The 13,418-nt window shown below is 67.7% G+C and carries 13 protein-coding genes; 4 read left to right on the top strand and 9 right to left on the bottom strand.

From position 1 onward, the window contains the following. Nucleotides 1-98 precede the first annotated feature (98 nt). Nucleotides 99-947 (top strand): 3-hydroxybutyryl-CoA dehydrogenase, encoded by an 849-nt coding sequence (locus tag Tchar_RS08755; RefSeq protein ID WP_144328690.1) that lies wholly within the window; start codon nt 99-101, stop codon nt 945-947. A gap of 52 nt (nt 948-999) precedes the next feature. Here the strand turns inward: Tchar_RS08755 and moaC are convergent, their stop codons facing one another. Next, nucleotides 1,000-1,533, bottom strand: a complete 534-nt coding sequence (gene moaC, locus Tchar_RS08760; protein WP_144328691.1) for a cyclic pyranopterin monophosphate synthase MoaC — start codon at nt 1,531-1,533, stop codon at nt 1,000-1,002. A gap of 314 nt (nt 1,534-1,847) precedes the next feature. On the opposite strand from moaC, the gene Tchar_RS08765 reads away from it, so the two are divergent. Together Tchar_RS08765 and Tchar_RS08770 are read left to right on the top strand one after the other, a co-directional pair. Further along, nucleotides 1,848-3,413: a M48 family metalloprotease gene (locus Tchar_RS08765; RefSeq protein ID WP_144328718.1), complete on the top strand. Its 1,566-nt coding sequence runs from the start codon at nt 1,848-1,850 to the stop codon at nt 3,411-3,413. An 83-nt stretch (nt 3,414-3,496) separates the two neighbouring features. Then, nucleotides 3,497-3,946 (top strand): DUF3717 domain-containing protein, encoded by a 450-nt coding sequence (locus Tchar_RS08770; protein WP_144328692.1) that lies wholly within the window; start codon nt 3,497-3,499, stop codon nt 3,944-3,946. Here Tchar_RS08770 and purB read toward each other — a convergent pair. Then, the gene (purB, locus tag Tchar_RS08775) at nt 3,907-5,361 is read right to left on the bottom strand and encodes an adenylosuccinate lyase (protein ID WP_144328693.1); all 1,455 of its coding nucleotides are present in this window, start codon (nt 5,359-5,361) and stop codon (nt 3,907-3,909) included. The two genes, Tchar_RS08770 and purB, sit on opposite strands and share 40 nt — an antisense overlap. Before the next feature lie 71 nt (nt 5,362-5,432). Between purB and Tchar_RS08780 the strand changes: the two genes are divergently transcribed. Further along, on the top strand, nt 5,433-6,056 hold the full coding sequence (locus Tchar_RS08780) for a glutathione S-transferase N-terminal domain-containing protein (protein ID WP_144328694.1): 624 nt from the start codon (nt 5,433-5,435) through the stop codon (nt 6,054-6,056). Between the two features lie 182 nt (nt 6,057-6,238). On the opposite strand, the gene arsB is transcribed toward Tchar_RS08780, so the two are convergent. From arsB to dnaN, 7 genes are all read right to left on the bottom strand, one after another. Continuing rightward, nucleotides 6,239-7,324, bottom strand: coding sequence for an ACR3 family arsenite efflux transporter (arsB, locus tag Tchar_RS08785; RefSeq protein ID WP_144328695.1), 1,086 nt, complete (start codon nt 7,322-7,324; stop codon nt 6,239-6,241). 7 nt (nt 7,325-7,331) lie between these two features. After that, complete coding sequence (locus Tchar_RS08790; RefSeq protein ID WP_144328696.1) at nt 7,332-7,832, bottom strand: arsenate reductase ArsC; 501 nt, start codon at nt 7,830-7,832, stop codon at nt 7,332-7,334. Between the two features lie 11 nt (nt 7,833-7,843). After that, nucleotides 7,844-8,341 (bottom strand): ArsI/CadI family heavy metal resistance metalloenzyme, encoded by a 498-nt coding sequence (locus Tchar_RS08795; protein ID WP_144328697.1) that lies wholly within the window; start codon nt 8,339-8,341, stop codon nt 7,844-7,846. Nucleotides 8,342-8,370: 29 nt separating this feature from the next. After that, a complete protein-coding gene (locus tag Tchar_RS08800; protein ID WP_144328698.1) occupies nt 8,371-8,718 on the bottom strand; it encodes an ArsR/SmtB family transcription factor in 348 nt (115 codons plus the stop codon). Nucleotides 8,719-8,818: 100 nt separating this feature from the next. Beyond that, the gene (locus Tchar_RS08805; RefSeq protein ID WP_144328699.1) at nt 8,819-9,613 is read right to left on the bottom strand and encodes a cation transporter; all 795 of its coding nucleotides are present in this window, start codon (nt 9,611-9,613) and stop codon (nt 8,819-8,821) included. Between the two features lie 84 nt (nt 9,614-9,697). Beyond that, entirely contained in the window at nt 9,698-12,277 is a 2,580-nt protein-coding gene (gene gyrB, locus Tchar_RS08810; protein WP_144328700.1) for a DNA topoisomerase (ATP-hydrolyzing) subunit B, read from the bottom strand. A 30-nt stretch (nt 12,278-12,307) separates the two neighbouring features. Next, nucleotides 12,308-13,417, bottom strand: a complete 1,110-nt coding sequence (dnaN, locus tag Tchar_RS08815; RefSeq protein WP_144328701.1) for a DNA polymerase III subunit beta — start codon at nt 13,415-13,417, stop codon at nt 12,308-12,310. Nucleotide 13,418: the final 1 nt, after the last annotated feature.

The raw sequence follows: 13,418 nt of genomic DNA on the forward strand, positions 1-13,418 counted from the left end.
CGCCCCCCCCCCCCCGGCCACGTCATCGGGGCGAACGCGCTTTTTGCAGCGCCGCATAATGACGGCGTCATACGTTCCACCCTGAGAGGAGTTCTCCCATGCACATCGACACCGTCGGCATCGTCGGCGCCGGCACCATGGGCAACGGCATCGCCCAGGTCTGCGCCACCACCGGGCTCAACGTCGTCATGGTCGACATCAGCGACGCCGCGCTGAACAAGGGCCTGGCCACCATCGGCGCCAGCCTCGATCGGCTGATCAAGAAAGACAAGCTCAGCGCCGCCGACAAAGACGCCGCGCTGGCGCGCATTCGCCCTTCCACCAACTATGACGACCTGAAGGGGGCGCAGCTCGTCATCGAAGCCGCCACCGAAAACCTCGAGCTCAAAATCAAAATCCTGCGCCAGCTCGACGGCCTGCTGGCGCCCGAGACACTGGTGGCCACCAACACCAGCTCGATCAGCATCACGCAACTGGCCGCCGTCACCGGCCGCGCCGACCGCTTCATCGGCATGCACTTCTTCAACCCGGTGCCGATGATGGCGCTGGTGGAAATCATCCGCGGCCTGCAGACCAGCGACGCCACCCACGACGCGGTGCGCGAGCTGGCCCTGCGCCTGGGCAAGACGCCGATCACGGTCAAAAACTCGCCCGGCTTCGTGGTCAACCGCATCCTGGTGCCGATGATCAACGAGGCCTTCTTCGTCCTCGCCGAGGGGCTGGCCAGCCCGGAAGACATCGACGCCGGCATGAAGCTGGGCTGCAACCACCCGATCGGGCCGCTGGCGCTGGCCGACATGATCGGGCTGGACGTCTGCCTGGCGGTGATGAACGTGTACTTCGCCGAATTCAACGACAGCAAGTACCGCCCCTGCCCCCTTCTGAAGGAAATGGTGGCCGCCGGCTACCTGGGCCGCAAAACCGGCCGTGGGGTCTACACCTACTGAGCGACGGTGCGCGCCTTGCGGCGGGGATAGATGCGGCGCCGGCCCGGGCGGCTCACGCCGCCACGAAGTGGCCGGATTTGCCGCCGCGCTTTTCCAGCAGCCGCACGTCGCCCATCACCATGGCGCGATCGGCAGCTTTGCACATATCGTAGATCGTCAGCAGCGCCACCTGCACCGCCGTCAGCGCCTCCATCTCGACGCCGGTGGGGCCCACCGTCTCCGCCGTGGCCTGCACGCGCACCGCACTGCGCTCACGCTCCAGCGCAAAATCCAGTGCCACGCGCGTCAGCGCGATCGGGTGGCACAAAGGGATCAGCTCGCTGGTGCGCTTGGCCGCCATGATGCCAGCGACGCGCGCCACGCCCAGCACATCGCCCTTCTTGGCCGAACCCTGCTCGATGAGCGCCAGCGTGGCGGGCTGCATGCTGATGCGCCCTTCGGCCACCGCGACTCGGTGCGTGGCCGCTTTCGCGCCCACATCCACCATGTGCGCCTGACCATGGGCGTCGAAATGCGTCAGCGGCGACGCCGCCGCTGGCGGCGCGGCGGCGTCGAGCGGGGAAGCTGGGGAAGAGGGATCACGCATAATGCATCAACAACGGAACGCGTCGCCAACCGCGGCGGCGGCACGCCCCCGCAGACTGCGCCAACCATGCAGGCAGCCGAGTGCGCCGCAATGAATCTTGCCGCGTTGGTGAGATCATACCGCCCATGCACTCTGCCTTGCCTGAAAACCGCGCCGTGCGCGCCGACAGTGCCGCGCCTGGCGCGAGCCCCGAATCGCCCCCGGCGCGCTGGCAGCCCATGGCATGCTCGCGTCGCCACTGGCTGGCAGGCGCGCTGCGCAGCACCTTTGCGCTGCCGGTGGCGCGCGCCCTGCAGCCATGGGCGCTGTCGGCCATGGGCGCGGGCGCGACGCTGTCGGCGGGTATGGCGCAGGCCAACCCGCTGCCGGCGCTGGGCGACGGTGGCGACCTCACGCTGTCTGAGGAGCGGCGCCTGGGTGACCACATCGCGCGCAGCCTCTACCGCGACCCGGCCTATGTGGACGACCCGGTGCTGGACGACTATCTGCAGACCCTCTTTCAGCCGCTGTGGCGCACGGCGCGCCAGCGCGGCGAGCTGGCCGACGAACAGGCCGAGCGCTTCGCGTGGCGGCTGTTGCTCGGACGCGATCGCACCATCAACGCCTTCGCCCTGCCCGGCGGCTACTTCGGCATCCACCTCGGGCTGATCGCCGTCACCACCCGCGCCGACGAACTGGCCTCCGTCCTCGCGCACGAGCTCAGCCACGTCACGCAGCGCCACATCGCCCGGCTGCTCAGCCGCCAGAGCCAGCAGGCCCCGCTGGTGCTGGCGGCGATGATTCTGGGGGCGTTGGCCGCCAGCGCCGCCCGCAATACCGACATCGCCAGCGCCGCCATCGCCGGCGGGCAGGCGGTGGCGGCGCAGAGCCAGCTCAACTTCTCGCGCGACATGGAGCGCGAGGCCGACCGCGTCGGTCTGGCCGTGTTGCTGGGCGCCGGATTCGATGGACAAGGCTTCGTGGGCATGTTCGAGCGTCTACTGCAGGCGGCGCGCCTCAACGACGATGGCAGCTTCCCCTATCTGCGTAGCCATCCGCTGACCACAGAGCGCCTGGCTGACTTGCGCGCGCGCCTGCCGCTGACGCTGCCTGCCGCCCCCTCGACCACGATGGTCTCGCCGCTGCTGCACGCCTTCGCGGCCGCGCGCGCGGCGGTGCTGGCCGACCCCGCCGCCGACCGCCTGCGCGCCCACGCCGCGGGCACCGGCAGCGGGCCCGCCCGCACCTATGCGCAGGCGCTGGCGGCGGCGCTGCTGCGCGACCCAGCCGCTGCCGCACGCGCCCTGCCAGAACTGTATGAGGCCACCGCCCGCGACCCCACCGCCCAGCGCGCCATCCGTCAGCTGCACCTGGAGGTGGCAGCCAGCCTGGCCACGGCGCCGGCGGGCGCGACGTCGCGCCCGGGGGCCATCGAGCCGCCCACTGGCCTCGCGGCCGCGAATGCCGCCGCGCTGGCCGACCTGACACCACCCCGCGTTGGCGAAACCCTGGAGGCCGCCGTGGCCGACGGCAGCCGCGCCAGCCTCCTGCTCGCCGCCCGCGCCGCTGCCTTCGCCGGCGACGGCTGGCCGGCGCGCGTGCAAGCCCGCCTGCAAGCCTGGTGCGTCGAGCACCCTGACGATGGCAGTGCCTGGTTGACCCTGGCGGGTCTGCTGCACACCCTGAACCGGCCGGTGGCCGCCGCGCGTGCCGAAGGCGAAGCGCACTTGGCTCGCCTCGATCCACAGGGCGCGCTGGAGCGCTTTCGCGCCGCCCAGCGGCTGGCACAGGCGCGCGGCGAGCGCGATCTGATGGAGCTGTCCATTCTGGATGCGCGCGCACGCCACGCCCAGGCCCTGCTGCAGGCCGAAGCCGACGAGGCCCGCCAGCGCCAGCGGTGAGCCGTCCGTCGTTCGGATCGAGGAACGGCAAGTCGCGGCATCGGCGCCACGCGGCCAACGACCGGTACGGCACAATCGCGCCCATGGCTGGCATTCACATCACCGATATCGAGGCCGCCATCAACTACTGGCGCGCCCGCACGCCGTCGGTCGACGGCGTCACCCTCGGGCCCGAGCTGCGCGCGCTGGCCGAGGTCTATGCGCTGATGGCGTACTACCGCGAAGACGAAGTCGACGAACACACCATGCCGCGCGCCGCCTGGGCGGCTTGGAAAGCGTGGTACGACACCACGCCCGATACCCCCTGCATCGCCATTTGCTCCACCAACCAAGGCGACCCCGTGTGCAAAGGCTGTGGCCGCACACACGACGAGGTCACGCGCTGGCCTGCCATGACCCCCGGCGAAAAGCGCGCCGTCTGGCGCCGCATCACCCTTGACGGCAGCGCCTGGCGCTACAACGTGTACGCCGAGCGCGCGCTGGAAAACCGCGCTCAGACGCGCGCCGCCAACGCGGATGCCAACCCGGTATAGGCCGCCGGCGTCAAGGCACGCAGGCGCGCCTTGTCGGTCTCGGGAATGGGCAGATCGTCGATGAGGGCGTGCAGCGCCTCGGCCGTGACCTGCTGCCCGCGCGTGATGTCCTTGAGCTTTTCGTAGGCCCCGGGCACGCCGTGGCGACGCATCACGGTCTGAATGGGCTCGGCCAGCACCTCCCAGGCCGCCTCCAGATCGGCGGCCAGCGCCGGCGGGTTCAATTCGAGCTTGCCCAGACCGGTCAGCAGCGACTGGTGCGCCAGCACCGTATGGCCCAGCGCCACCCCCATATTGCGCAACACGGTCGAGTCGGTCAGATCGCGCTGCCAGCGGCTGATCGGCAGCTTCTCCGACAAATGACGCAGCAGCGCATTGGCCAGGCCCAGATTGCCCTCGGCGTTTTCGAAATCGATCGGGTTGACCTTGTGCGGCATGGTCGAGGAGCCGATTTCGCCCGCTTTGAGCTTTTGCCGGAAGTAACCCAGGCTGATGTAGCCCCAGATGTCGCGCGCCAAGTCGATGAGAATGGTGTTGCTGCGCGCCACGGCGTCGAACAGCTCGGCCATGTAGTCGTGCGGCTCGATCTGGATACTGTAGGGCTGAAACGTCAGCCCCAGGCCGATCGGCACCTCGGCTGGTGTGTCCGCCGTCGGCGCCGGGGTCTCCACCACGCTGCGCGCAAAGGCCTCCCAGTCCACCTCCGGGCAAGCCGCCACATGAGCGTTGTAGTTGCCCACCGCCCCGTTCATCTTGGCCAGCAGGCGCACGGCGGCGATGCGCTCGCGCGCGGCCTGCAGCCGCGCCACCACATTGGCCAGCTCCTTGCCCACCGTGGTGGGGCTGGCCGTTTGCCCGTGGGTGCGGCTGAGCATTGGTTGCTCGGCCCAGGCGTGGGCGTACGCGCGCAGTCGCGCGACGACGGCGTCCAACCCTTGCAGCAACACGGCGCGGCCAGCCTGCAGCTGCAAGGCGTGGCTGGTGTTGTTGATGTCTTCGCTGGTACAGGCGAAGTGCACGAATTCACCGGCGCGCTGCAACTCGGGCCAGCCGGCAAAGACGCCGGGCACCCCCAGCTCGGCATTGCCGCGAATCCAGTACTCCACCGCCTTGACGTCGTGGTTGGTGGTTTTTTCGATCGCCTTGATGGCGGCGGCGTCGGCGGGCGAAAAGTCCCGCACCACGCGCCGCAGATGAGCGCGCGCGGCCGTCGACAGCGCGGGGAACTGTGGCAACCCCAGCTCGCTCAAGCGTTCGAACCACGTCAGCTCCACCTGCACGCGGCGGTGCATGAAGCCGTATTCGCTGAAGATCGGGCGCAGGGCCGTCAGCTTCGGGGCATAGCGCCCGTCCAGCGGCGACAAAGCGGTCAGCGCCGCATCGGGCGCAAGAGAGGCGTCAGGGTGGGCTCGCATAGTGCCGCGATTGTAGGGGCGTGCGCACTCGCCCCTACAATCGAAGCCCTGCGGGACACGCCAACACGACCATGAAACTCAAACTCATCGGAAGCCCAACCAGCCCGTATGTGCGCAAGGTGCGCGTGGTGATGGCTGAGAAAAAGCTGGAATGCCAATTCGTGCAGGCCGACCCCTGGGCGCCGAACTCACCCGTGGCCGAGGTCAACCCGCTGGGCAAGGTCCCCTGCCTGGTCATGGAAGGCGGTGAAGCGGTGTTCGACTCACGCGTCATCGTCGAATACCTCGACACCCTGTCGCCCGTGGGCAAACTGATACCGGCCAGCGGCCGTGAGCGGCTGGAGGTCAAAACCTGGGAAGCGCTGGCCGACGGTCTGCTGGACGCGGCGGTCTCCGCCCGGCTGGAGCAGGCCTGGACGGGCCGCGCCGCGCACGAGCGCTCGGCCGCCTGGATCGAGCGTCAACTGGAGACGGTGCAACGGGCCCTCAAAGCGATGAGCCTGGGACTGGGCGACCGCCCCCACTGCCATGGCATCCACCTGACGCTGGCCGACATCGCCGTCGGTGTGGCCCTGGGTTATTTGGATTTTCGCTTCCCCGACATCGACTGGCGCAGCGCCTACCCCAACCTGGCCCGACTGCACGAGCGGCTGCAGCAACGTCCAAGCTTTGCCGAAACGCTGCCGCCGGCCTGAATAAAAAGGTACCGCGAAGCCCCCGCCGAGACAACAGGAGGAGGGAGGGAGGAGGAGAACCGCCCCGGCGGCTGTGCCATCGGCCCGTGCAACCACCGGACCGAGGCGACTTCGCGGTACACGTAAAACGTAACGCTTTCCTGTTTCGAAACCGGCAGCACCGCCAAAGTTCCCGCAATCGCTCAGGCCGGCGATGAACGGAACCCCGCCTCATACCAGCGCCGGCTGCGGTTGACCAGCGCCACCACCGCCAGCATCACCGGCACCTCGATGAGCACGCCTACCACGGTGGCCAGCGCCGCGCCGGACTCGAAACCAAACAAGCTGATCGCGGTGGCCACCGCCAGCTCGAAAAAATTAGAGGCCCCGATCAGCGCCGAGGGCGCAGCCACCGCGTGCACCTCGCCGACCCAACGGCTCAGGCCGTAGGCCAGCGCCGAGTTGAACGCCACCTGGATGAGAATCGGCACCGCCAACAACGCGATGACCAGCGGCTGGCGCAAGATTTGTTCGCCCTGAAAGGCAAACAACAACACCAGTGTGGCCAGCAGCGCTATGATCGACCAGGGGCCGATGCGGCGCATGGCCGCATCGAACGCCTGTGGCCCGCGCGCCAGCAGCCGCCGCCGCCACAGCTGGGCCAAGATCACCGGCACCACGATATACAGCCCCACCGACACGAGCAACGTATCCCACGGCACCGTGATGGCCGACAAGCCGAGTAAAAAGGCCACCAAGGGGGCAAAGGCAAATACCATGATGGTGTCGTTGAGCGCCACTTGCGACAGGGTAAAAAGCGGGTCGCCCCCGCTCAGGCGGCTCCAGACGAACACCATCGCCGTGCAGGGGGCGGCTGCCAGCAGGATCAAGCCGGCCACGTAGGCGTCGAGCTGCTCGGCGGGCTGCCATGCGGCAAAGAGTTGGCGCACGAACAGCCAGGCCAGCAAGGCCATCGAAAACGGCTTGACCAGCCAATTGACGAACAGCGTCACGCCGATGCCGCGCACATGCTGGCGTACCTGGTGCAGCGCGCCGAAATCGACCTTGACCAGCATCGGGATGATCATCACCCAGATCAGCAGGCCCACCGGCAGGTTGACCTGTGCCACCTCCAGCCGGGCGATGGCCTGAAAGACGCCCGGCAGCGCCTGCCCGAGCGCGACACCGGCCACGATGCACAGCGCCACCCACAGCGTCAGGAAGCGCTCGAACACGCTCATCGGCGCGCCGCTGGCCTGCTTGGCCGTGACTTCACATTGGGCACTCATGGGCTTGTCAACTCCGAGCCAAGGCGCGCGCGGCCTCTTGCAAAGCAGCCGGCGTCAGGGTTTCGACGGGCAGCGACACCAGCTCCTCGATGCGCTGCCGAATGCGCTGCAGCGTGGTGCGAAAAGCCTGATATTTCACCTCATCGGGCGCGTCGCCCGCGGAAGGATCGGCAAACCCCCAGTGAGCGGTGGCCGGGTGGCCGGGCCACACCGGGCAGACTTCGCCGGCGGCGTCGTCGCAGACGGTGATGATGAGGTCCATCGCCGGTGCACCGGGCGCCGCGAACTCGTCCCAGTGCTTGCTGCGCAAGCCATCGGTGGCGATGCCGGCCTCACGCAGAACGGCCAGCGCCAGCGGGTGCGGCTGCTGCTGCGGGCGCGGGCTGCTGCCGGCCGAAAACGCCCGAAAGCGTCCTTGGCCCAGGTGATTGAGCAGCGCCTCGGCCAGGATGCTGCGCGCGGCGTTGTGCGTGCACAAGAACAGAACGTGACACGGGCGGTGGGTCATGGTGCGCTCCGTCATCCGCAGCACGCACGTGTGTGGGTGTGGCCCGGCGTACAGCACGCGGCCGCCTCCCTTGCGGCTGCGCTCGCCGCTGTATCGGCACAGCGCGCGCTGCCGCCGTGGGCCGATGCCGGCGCTTCCCGAAACACAGGGATGTCGGCCAGCGTGTGAAAGTGCTCCCAGGCGATGCCCTGCGGATCGGTCACCCAGTGCTTCTCGCTGCGGGCGTAGCAACAGGTCGTCGCCCCCTCGTCGAGCAGGGCCATGTCGGCGGCTCGGGCGCGCGCTTTCAGCTCACCCAGCTCCGACGCGTCATCGACTTGGAAGCCCAGATGGTCCACCCCCGGCGTGCCGCCACCCGTGGAGATGGCGAAATTCAGGCGCGGATCGTCGAGCATCCACTTGGCATAGTCGCGCTCCACGCGTACCGGCGCAGCGTCGAACAGACGTGAGTAAAAGGCGATGCTTTGTTGCAAATCGCGCACGTGCAGGTGGACGTGAAAGCGCTTCATGGCGGACTCCTCCAGGGGCGGGTGATGGATCAACACGGACAGGGAAGGCGGACATCGGCGACGGGGCACGGCTGGCCTCGGCAGCAGTTTTCGGTGAGGTAAGCCAGCAGCGCCTGCATGGTGTCGAAGGCCGCGCGGTAGATCAGATGACGCCCCTGCCGCTGCTGCGTCACCAACCCGGCGTGCAGCAGCTCTTTCAAATGGAAGGACAGCGCACTGGGCGTCGCTTGCAGCGCGTCGGCCAACGCCCCGGGGGTCAAACCGTCGGGACCGGCCATGACCAGCGTGCGAAAGGCACGCAAACGCACGGGCTGGGCCAGCGCGGCCAGGGCTTGGACGACATGGGCTTCATCGCGCACGGCAGCACTATACAACATTTCAACAAATATTGAAACGAATGCGACACCCCAAGCCGCTGGCCAACGGTCGGCGCCGCAAGCGCGACGCGGATGCTTTCCAGAGCCGGTGAGATGATGCTCAACGCAGCGCCAGAATGCGGCGCGCACCATCGAGCACGATCAGGCCGATCACCGTTCCGACGATCAGATCGGGCAGTGCCGAGCCCGTCCACGCCACCAGCAACCCCGCCACGATCACCCCCAGATTGGCCAGCACATCGTTGGCGGAGAAGATGTAGCTGGCCTTCATGTGCACGCCCAGCCCCCGGTGGCGCGCCACCAGCCACAGGCAGGCCACATTGGCCGCCAAAGCCAAGGTGGCCACGGCCATCATCAGGACCGACACCGGCTCGCTGCCCAGCACGGCGCGCCGCACCACCTCGGCCAAGGCCAACAGGGCCAGGGCCCCCTGCAGCCAGCCGGCCAGATGCGCCGCCCGCATTTTGTGGGCGGCGCTGCGGCCCACCGCATACAGGGCAACCCCATAGACGGCCGCATCGGCAAACATATCCATGCCATCGGCCAGCACCCCCGTGGACTGTGCCAGCAGGCCGACGACCATCTCCAGCACGAACATCATCGCGTTGATCGCCAACAGCGTCCACAGCACGCGCGCTTCGGTGGCGTCGGCGTGGGTGCCCGGCGATGGCTCGCCGACCGCCGGCTCGGTGTGGACCAGGGCAGCGCCCAGGTTCAGCGGGGTCAGGCGCTGTAGCACCGCCTGCGCCGGCCCGGTGTGCAGCACCGTCACGCGACGCTGCGCCAGATCGAACGTCAAACGCGCCTGCGGCAGATCGCGCAGCGCCATGCGGATCAGGTTTTCCTCGGATGGGCAATCCATCTTGGGCACGGTAAAAACGCTGCGATGCCACATCGCAATCCCCTCCTGGGCAAGGGCGCGGCGCGCTGCGCCGCACACGAATCGGGGCCCCGTGTGTGCTGCAGCCGCCCACGCCTTCTACACGTCGATGTTGGCCGCGCGCAGCGCGTTGCTCTCGATGAAGACGCGACGCGGCTCGACCTCGTCGCCCATCAGCATCGAAAAGACCTTGTCGGCCTCGATGGCGTCTTCGATGCGTACCTGCAGCAAGCGGCGCACCTCGGGGTTCATCGTCGTTTCCCACAGCTGCTCGGGGTTCATCTCGCCCAGACCTTTGTAGCGCTGGCGGCTGGTGGTGCGTTCGGCCTCGGCCAGCAGCCAGCGCATGGCGCTGCGGAAATCGCGCACGGCGGCCTCGCGCGCGCGCTCACCCTCACCGCGCACCACTTTGGCCCCTTCGCCCAGCAAGCCGGTGAAGGCGCGGGCGGCGTCGGCCAACACGGCGTAATCGGCGCCATGCACGAAGTCCTGCGTGATGACACTGGCGCGCACATTGCCATGATGGCGGCGGCGGATGCGCAGCAGCGGCTTGTCGGCACGGGCGTCGAACTCGGCGCTGACTTCGGCGGGCGCCGCGCTGCCGTCGCCCGCGCGCAGCGCGGCCTGCAGCCGAGCGGCGCTGTCGGCGGCGGCGTCCATGTCGTCCAGGTTCAGCGCCACCCCATCGGCGACGGCGCGCAGGGCCTCGGCATCCATGAAGGCCGACAGGCGCGCGATCACGGACTCCGCCGCCTGATGTTGGCGCGCCAGCTCCGCCAAGGTCTCACCGGCCAGCACGGTTCCCTGCGCGTCGCCCGTGTGCAGGCTCGCGTCCTTCAGCGCCACACGCAGCAAAAAGGCATCCAGCGCCGCGTCATCCTTCAGGTACAGCTCTTCCTTGCCCGCCTTGACTTTATATAGCGGCGGCTGGGCGATGTAGATGTGCCCACGCTCGACCAGCTCGGGCATTTGGCGATAGAAGAAAGTTAGCAGCAAGGTGCGGATGTGGGCGCCATCGACGTCGGCGTCGGTCATGATGATGATGCGGTGGTAGCGCAGCTTGCTGATGTCGAAATCGTCGGCGCCGCCCTTGCCGCGGCCGCCCTCGTCGTCGCTGGCGCGCCCGATGCCGGTGCCCAGCGCCGTGATCAGCGTCAGGATCTCGTTGCTGGACAGCAGTTTTTCGTAGCGGGCTTTTTCGACGTTGAGGATCTTGCCGCGCAGCGGCAAGATGGCCTGGAACTTGCGGTCGCGCCCTTGCTTGGCGCTGCCGCCGGCGGAGTCGCCCTCGACGATGTAGATCTCCGACAGCGCCGGGTCTTTTTCCTGGCAGTCGGCCAGCTTGCCGGGCAGCCCCAGGCCGTCGAGCACGCCTTTGCGGCGCGTCATCTCACGCGCTTTGCGTGCGGCTTCGCGCGCACGCGCGGCCTCGACGATCTTGCCACAGATGATCTTGGCGTCGTTGGGGCGTTCTTCCAAATATTCGGTCAGCGCCTTGGCGACGATGTCCTCCACCGGCGCGCGCACCTCCGACGAAACCAGCTTGTCCTTGGTCTGGCTGCTGAATTTGGGCTCGGGCACCTTGACCGAGAGCACGCAGCACAGCCCCTCGCGCATATCGTCACCGCTGACCTCGACCTTGGCTTTTTTGGCCAGTTCGTTGGCCTCGATGTACTTGCCGATGACGCGCGTCATGGCCGCGCGCAAGCCGGTGAGGTGGGTGCCGCCGTCGCGCTGCGGGATGTTGTTGGTGAAACAGAGGACCGACTCGGTGTAGCCGTCGTTCCACTGCATGGCCACTTCGACGCCGATCTCGGTGCCGGGAATGCCGCCGTAGCTCTCGGCTGGCCGTGCGCCGCTGGCGTGAAACACCGTCGGGTGCAGCACCTTTTTGCCGGCGTTGATGAATTCGACGAAGCCTTTGACGCCGCCCGCGCCGGAGAAGTCGTCGGCCTTGCCGCTGCGCTCATCGAGCAGGCGAATGCGCACGCCATTGTTCAAAAAGCTCAGCTCGCGCAGCCGCTTGGCCAGGATCTCGTAGTGAAAATCGTGGTTTTCCTTGAAGATCTCGGTGTCGGGCAGGAAGTGCACCTCGGTGCCGCGTTTGTCGGTGACACCGATGACGCGCATCGGCGAGACCTCCACCACCTGCCCGTCGGGGGCGGTGGCACGCTCGATGAGCCGGTTTTGCACCACGCCGCGGGCGAATTCGAGTACATGCACTTTGCCGTCGCGGCGCACGATCAGGCGCAGCCAGCGCGACAGCGCGTTGACGCAGCTCACCCCCACCCCGTGCAAGCCGCCCGAGACCTTGTAGCTGTTCTGGTTGAATTTGCCGCCGGCGTGCAGCTCGGTCAGTGCGATTTCGGCGGCGCTGCGCTTGGGCTCGTGCTTGTCGTCCCACTTGATGCCGGTGGGAATGCCGCGCCCGTTGTCCACCACGCTGATCGAGTTGTCGGTGTGGATGGTGACGACGATGTCGTCGCAGTGCCCGGCCAGCGCCTCATCGATGGAGTTGTCCACCACCTCGAAGACCAGGTGGTGCAAACCGGTGCCGTCGGACGTGTCGCCGATGTACATGCCCGGGCGCTTGCGCACCGCTTCCAACCCTTCCAGGATCTGGATCGCGTCGGCGCCGTAACCCGCGCCGGGCGCGGGGGTCTGTGCAGCATCTGTCATGGAGGAATGTCGCAATCGGAAAAAGCGCCGTCAAATGCGCATGGGCATGACGACGTATTTGAAGTGTTCGTCGCCCGGAATGGTGATCAGGGCCGAGGCGTTGCCGTCCTGCAGCTCGACGCGCACGTGCTCCTGTCCCATCGTGGCCAGCGCCTCGGTCAGGTAATTGACGTTGAAGCCGATGTCGATGACATCGCCACTGTATTCAATGTCGAGCTCATCGATCGCTTCTTCCTGCTCGGCGTTGTTGGCCGCCACCTGCAGCAAGCCCGGCTCCAGATGCAGGCGCACCCCCTTGAATTTGTCGCTGGTCATGATGGCGGCGCGCTGCAGCGCCGCCAGCAGCGGGGCGCGCCCGAGCACCACCACGTTGCGGTGCGTGCGCGGAATGACGCGGTTGTAGTCGGGGAATTTGCCCTCGACCAGTTTGCTCACGAACTCCATGCCGTCGAGCGCAAACTTGGCTTGGTTGGCCGCGAAGCGCATCTGCAGCACGCCCTCGCGGTCGGACAGCAGGCGCTGCAATTCCAGCACCGTCTTGCGCGGCAGGATGACCTCCTGGCGGGCGGGCAGCTCGCTGTCGAGCTCGGCGCTGGCCAGCGCCAAGCGGTGCCCGTCGGTGGCCACCAGGGTGAGGGTGCAGCCTTCGGCGACGAACAAAATGCCATTGAGGTAGTAGCGAATATCTTGCACCGCCATGGCGAACGAGACGCGCGCCAACAGGTGCTTGAGCGTTTGCTGCGGCACCGCGAACGTCGGCCCATAGGTGGGCGACTCCTGCACCAGCGGAAAATCGTGCGCGGGCAGGGTCTGCAGCGTGAAGCGGCTCTTGCCGGCCTTCAGCGTCAACCGCTCACCGCTGGACTCCAGGGTCACGCGCTGCTCGGCCGGCAGCGTGCGCAATATATCGATCAACTTGCGCGCGCCCACGGTGGTGGCAAACGGCGCCTCCTCGCCCCCGAGATCGGCGGTGGCGCGGATTTGCATCTCCAGGTCGGAGGTCGTCAGCTGGGTCAGCGGCCCGACCCGCTGGATGAGCACATTGGCCAGAATCGGCAGGGTATGGCGGCGCTCGACGATACCGGCCACCGACTGCAGCGCGGCCAGCAGCCGCTCCTGGGTCGCTTGCAAGACGATCATG

Origin of the sequence: Tepidimonas charontis, from assembly GCF_007556685.1 — a bacterium.
Classification (GTDB): Bacteria; Pseudomonadota; Gammaproteobacteria; order Burkholderiales; family Burkholderiaceae_C; genus Tepidimonas; species Tepidimonas charontis.

What these genes read in the sequence shown, in the direction of transcription:
- Tchar_RS08755 (WP_144328690.1), top strand. Translation starts at nt 99, where the DNA reads ATGCACATCGACACCGTCGGCATCGTCGGCGCCGGCACCATGGGCAAC.
- moaC (WP_144328691.1), bottom strand. Translation starts at nt 1,533, where the DNA reads ATGCGTGATCCCTCTTCCCCAGCTTCCCCGCTCGACGCCGCCGCGCCG.
- Tchar_RS08765 (WP_144328718.1), top strand. Translation starts at nt 1,848, where the DNA reads ATGGGCGCGGGCGCGACGCTGTCGGCGGGTATGGCGCAGGCCAACCCG.
- Tchar_RS08770 (WP_144328692.1), top strand. Translation starts at nt 3,497, where the DNA reads ATGGCTGGCATTCACATCACCGATATCGAGGCCGCCATCAACTACTGG.
- purB (WP_144328693.1), bottom strand. Translation starts at nt 5,361, where the DNA reads ATGCGAGCCCACCCTGACGCCTCTCTTGCGCCCGATGCGGCGCTGACC.
- Tchar_RS08780 (WP_144328694.1), top strand. Translation starts at nt 5,433, where the DNA reads ATGAAACTCAAACTCATCGGAAGCCCAACCAGCCCGTATGTGCGCAAG.
- arsB (WP_144328695.1), bottom strand. Translation starts at nt 7,324, where the DNA reads ATGAGTGCCCAATGTGAAGTCACGGCCAAGCAGGCCAGCGGCGCGCCG.
- Tchar_RS08790 (WP_144328696.1), bottom strand. Translation starts at nt 7,832, where the DNA reads ATGACCCACCGCCCGTGTCACGTTCTGTTCTTGTGCACGCACAACGCC.
- Tchar_RS08795 (WP_144328697.1), bottom strand. Translation starts at nt 8,341, where the DNA reads ATGAAGCGCTTTCACGTCCACCTGCACGTGCGCGATTTGCAACAAAGC.
- Tchar_RS08800 (WP_144328698.1), bottom strand. Translation starts at nt 8,718, where the DNA reads ATGTTGTATAGTGCTGCCGTGCGCGATGAAGCCCATGTCGTCCAAGCC.
- Tchar_RS08805 (WP_144328699.1), bottom strand. Translation starts at nt 9,613, where the DNA reads ATGTGGCATCGCAGCGTTTTTACCGTGCCCAAGATGGATTGCCCATCC.
- gyrB (WP_144328700.1), bottom strand. Translation starts at nt 12,277, where the DNA reads ATGACAGATGCTGCACAGACCCCCGCGCCCGGCGCGGGTTACGGCGCC.
- dnaN (WP_144328701.1), bottom strand. Translation starts at nt 13,417, where the DNA reads ATGATCGTCTTGCAAGCGACCCAGGAGCGGCTGCTGGCCGCGCTGCAG.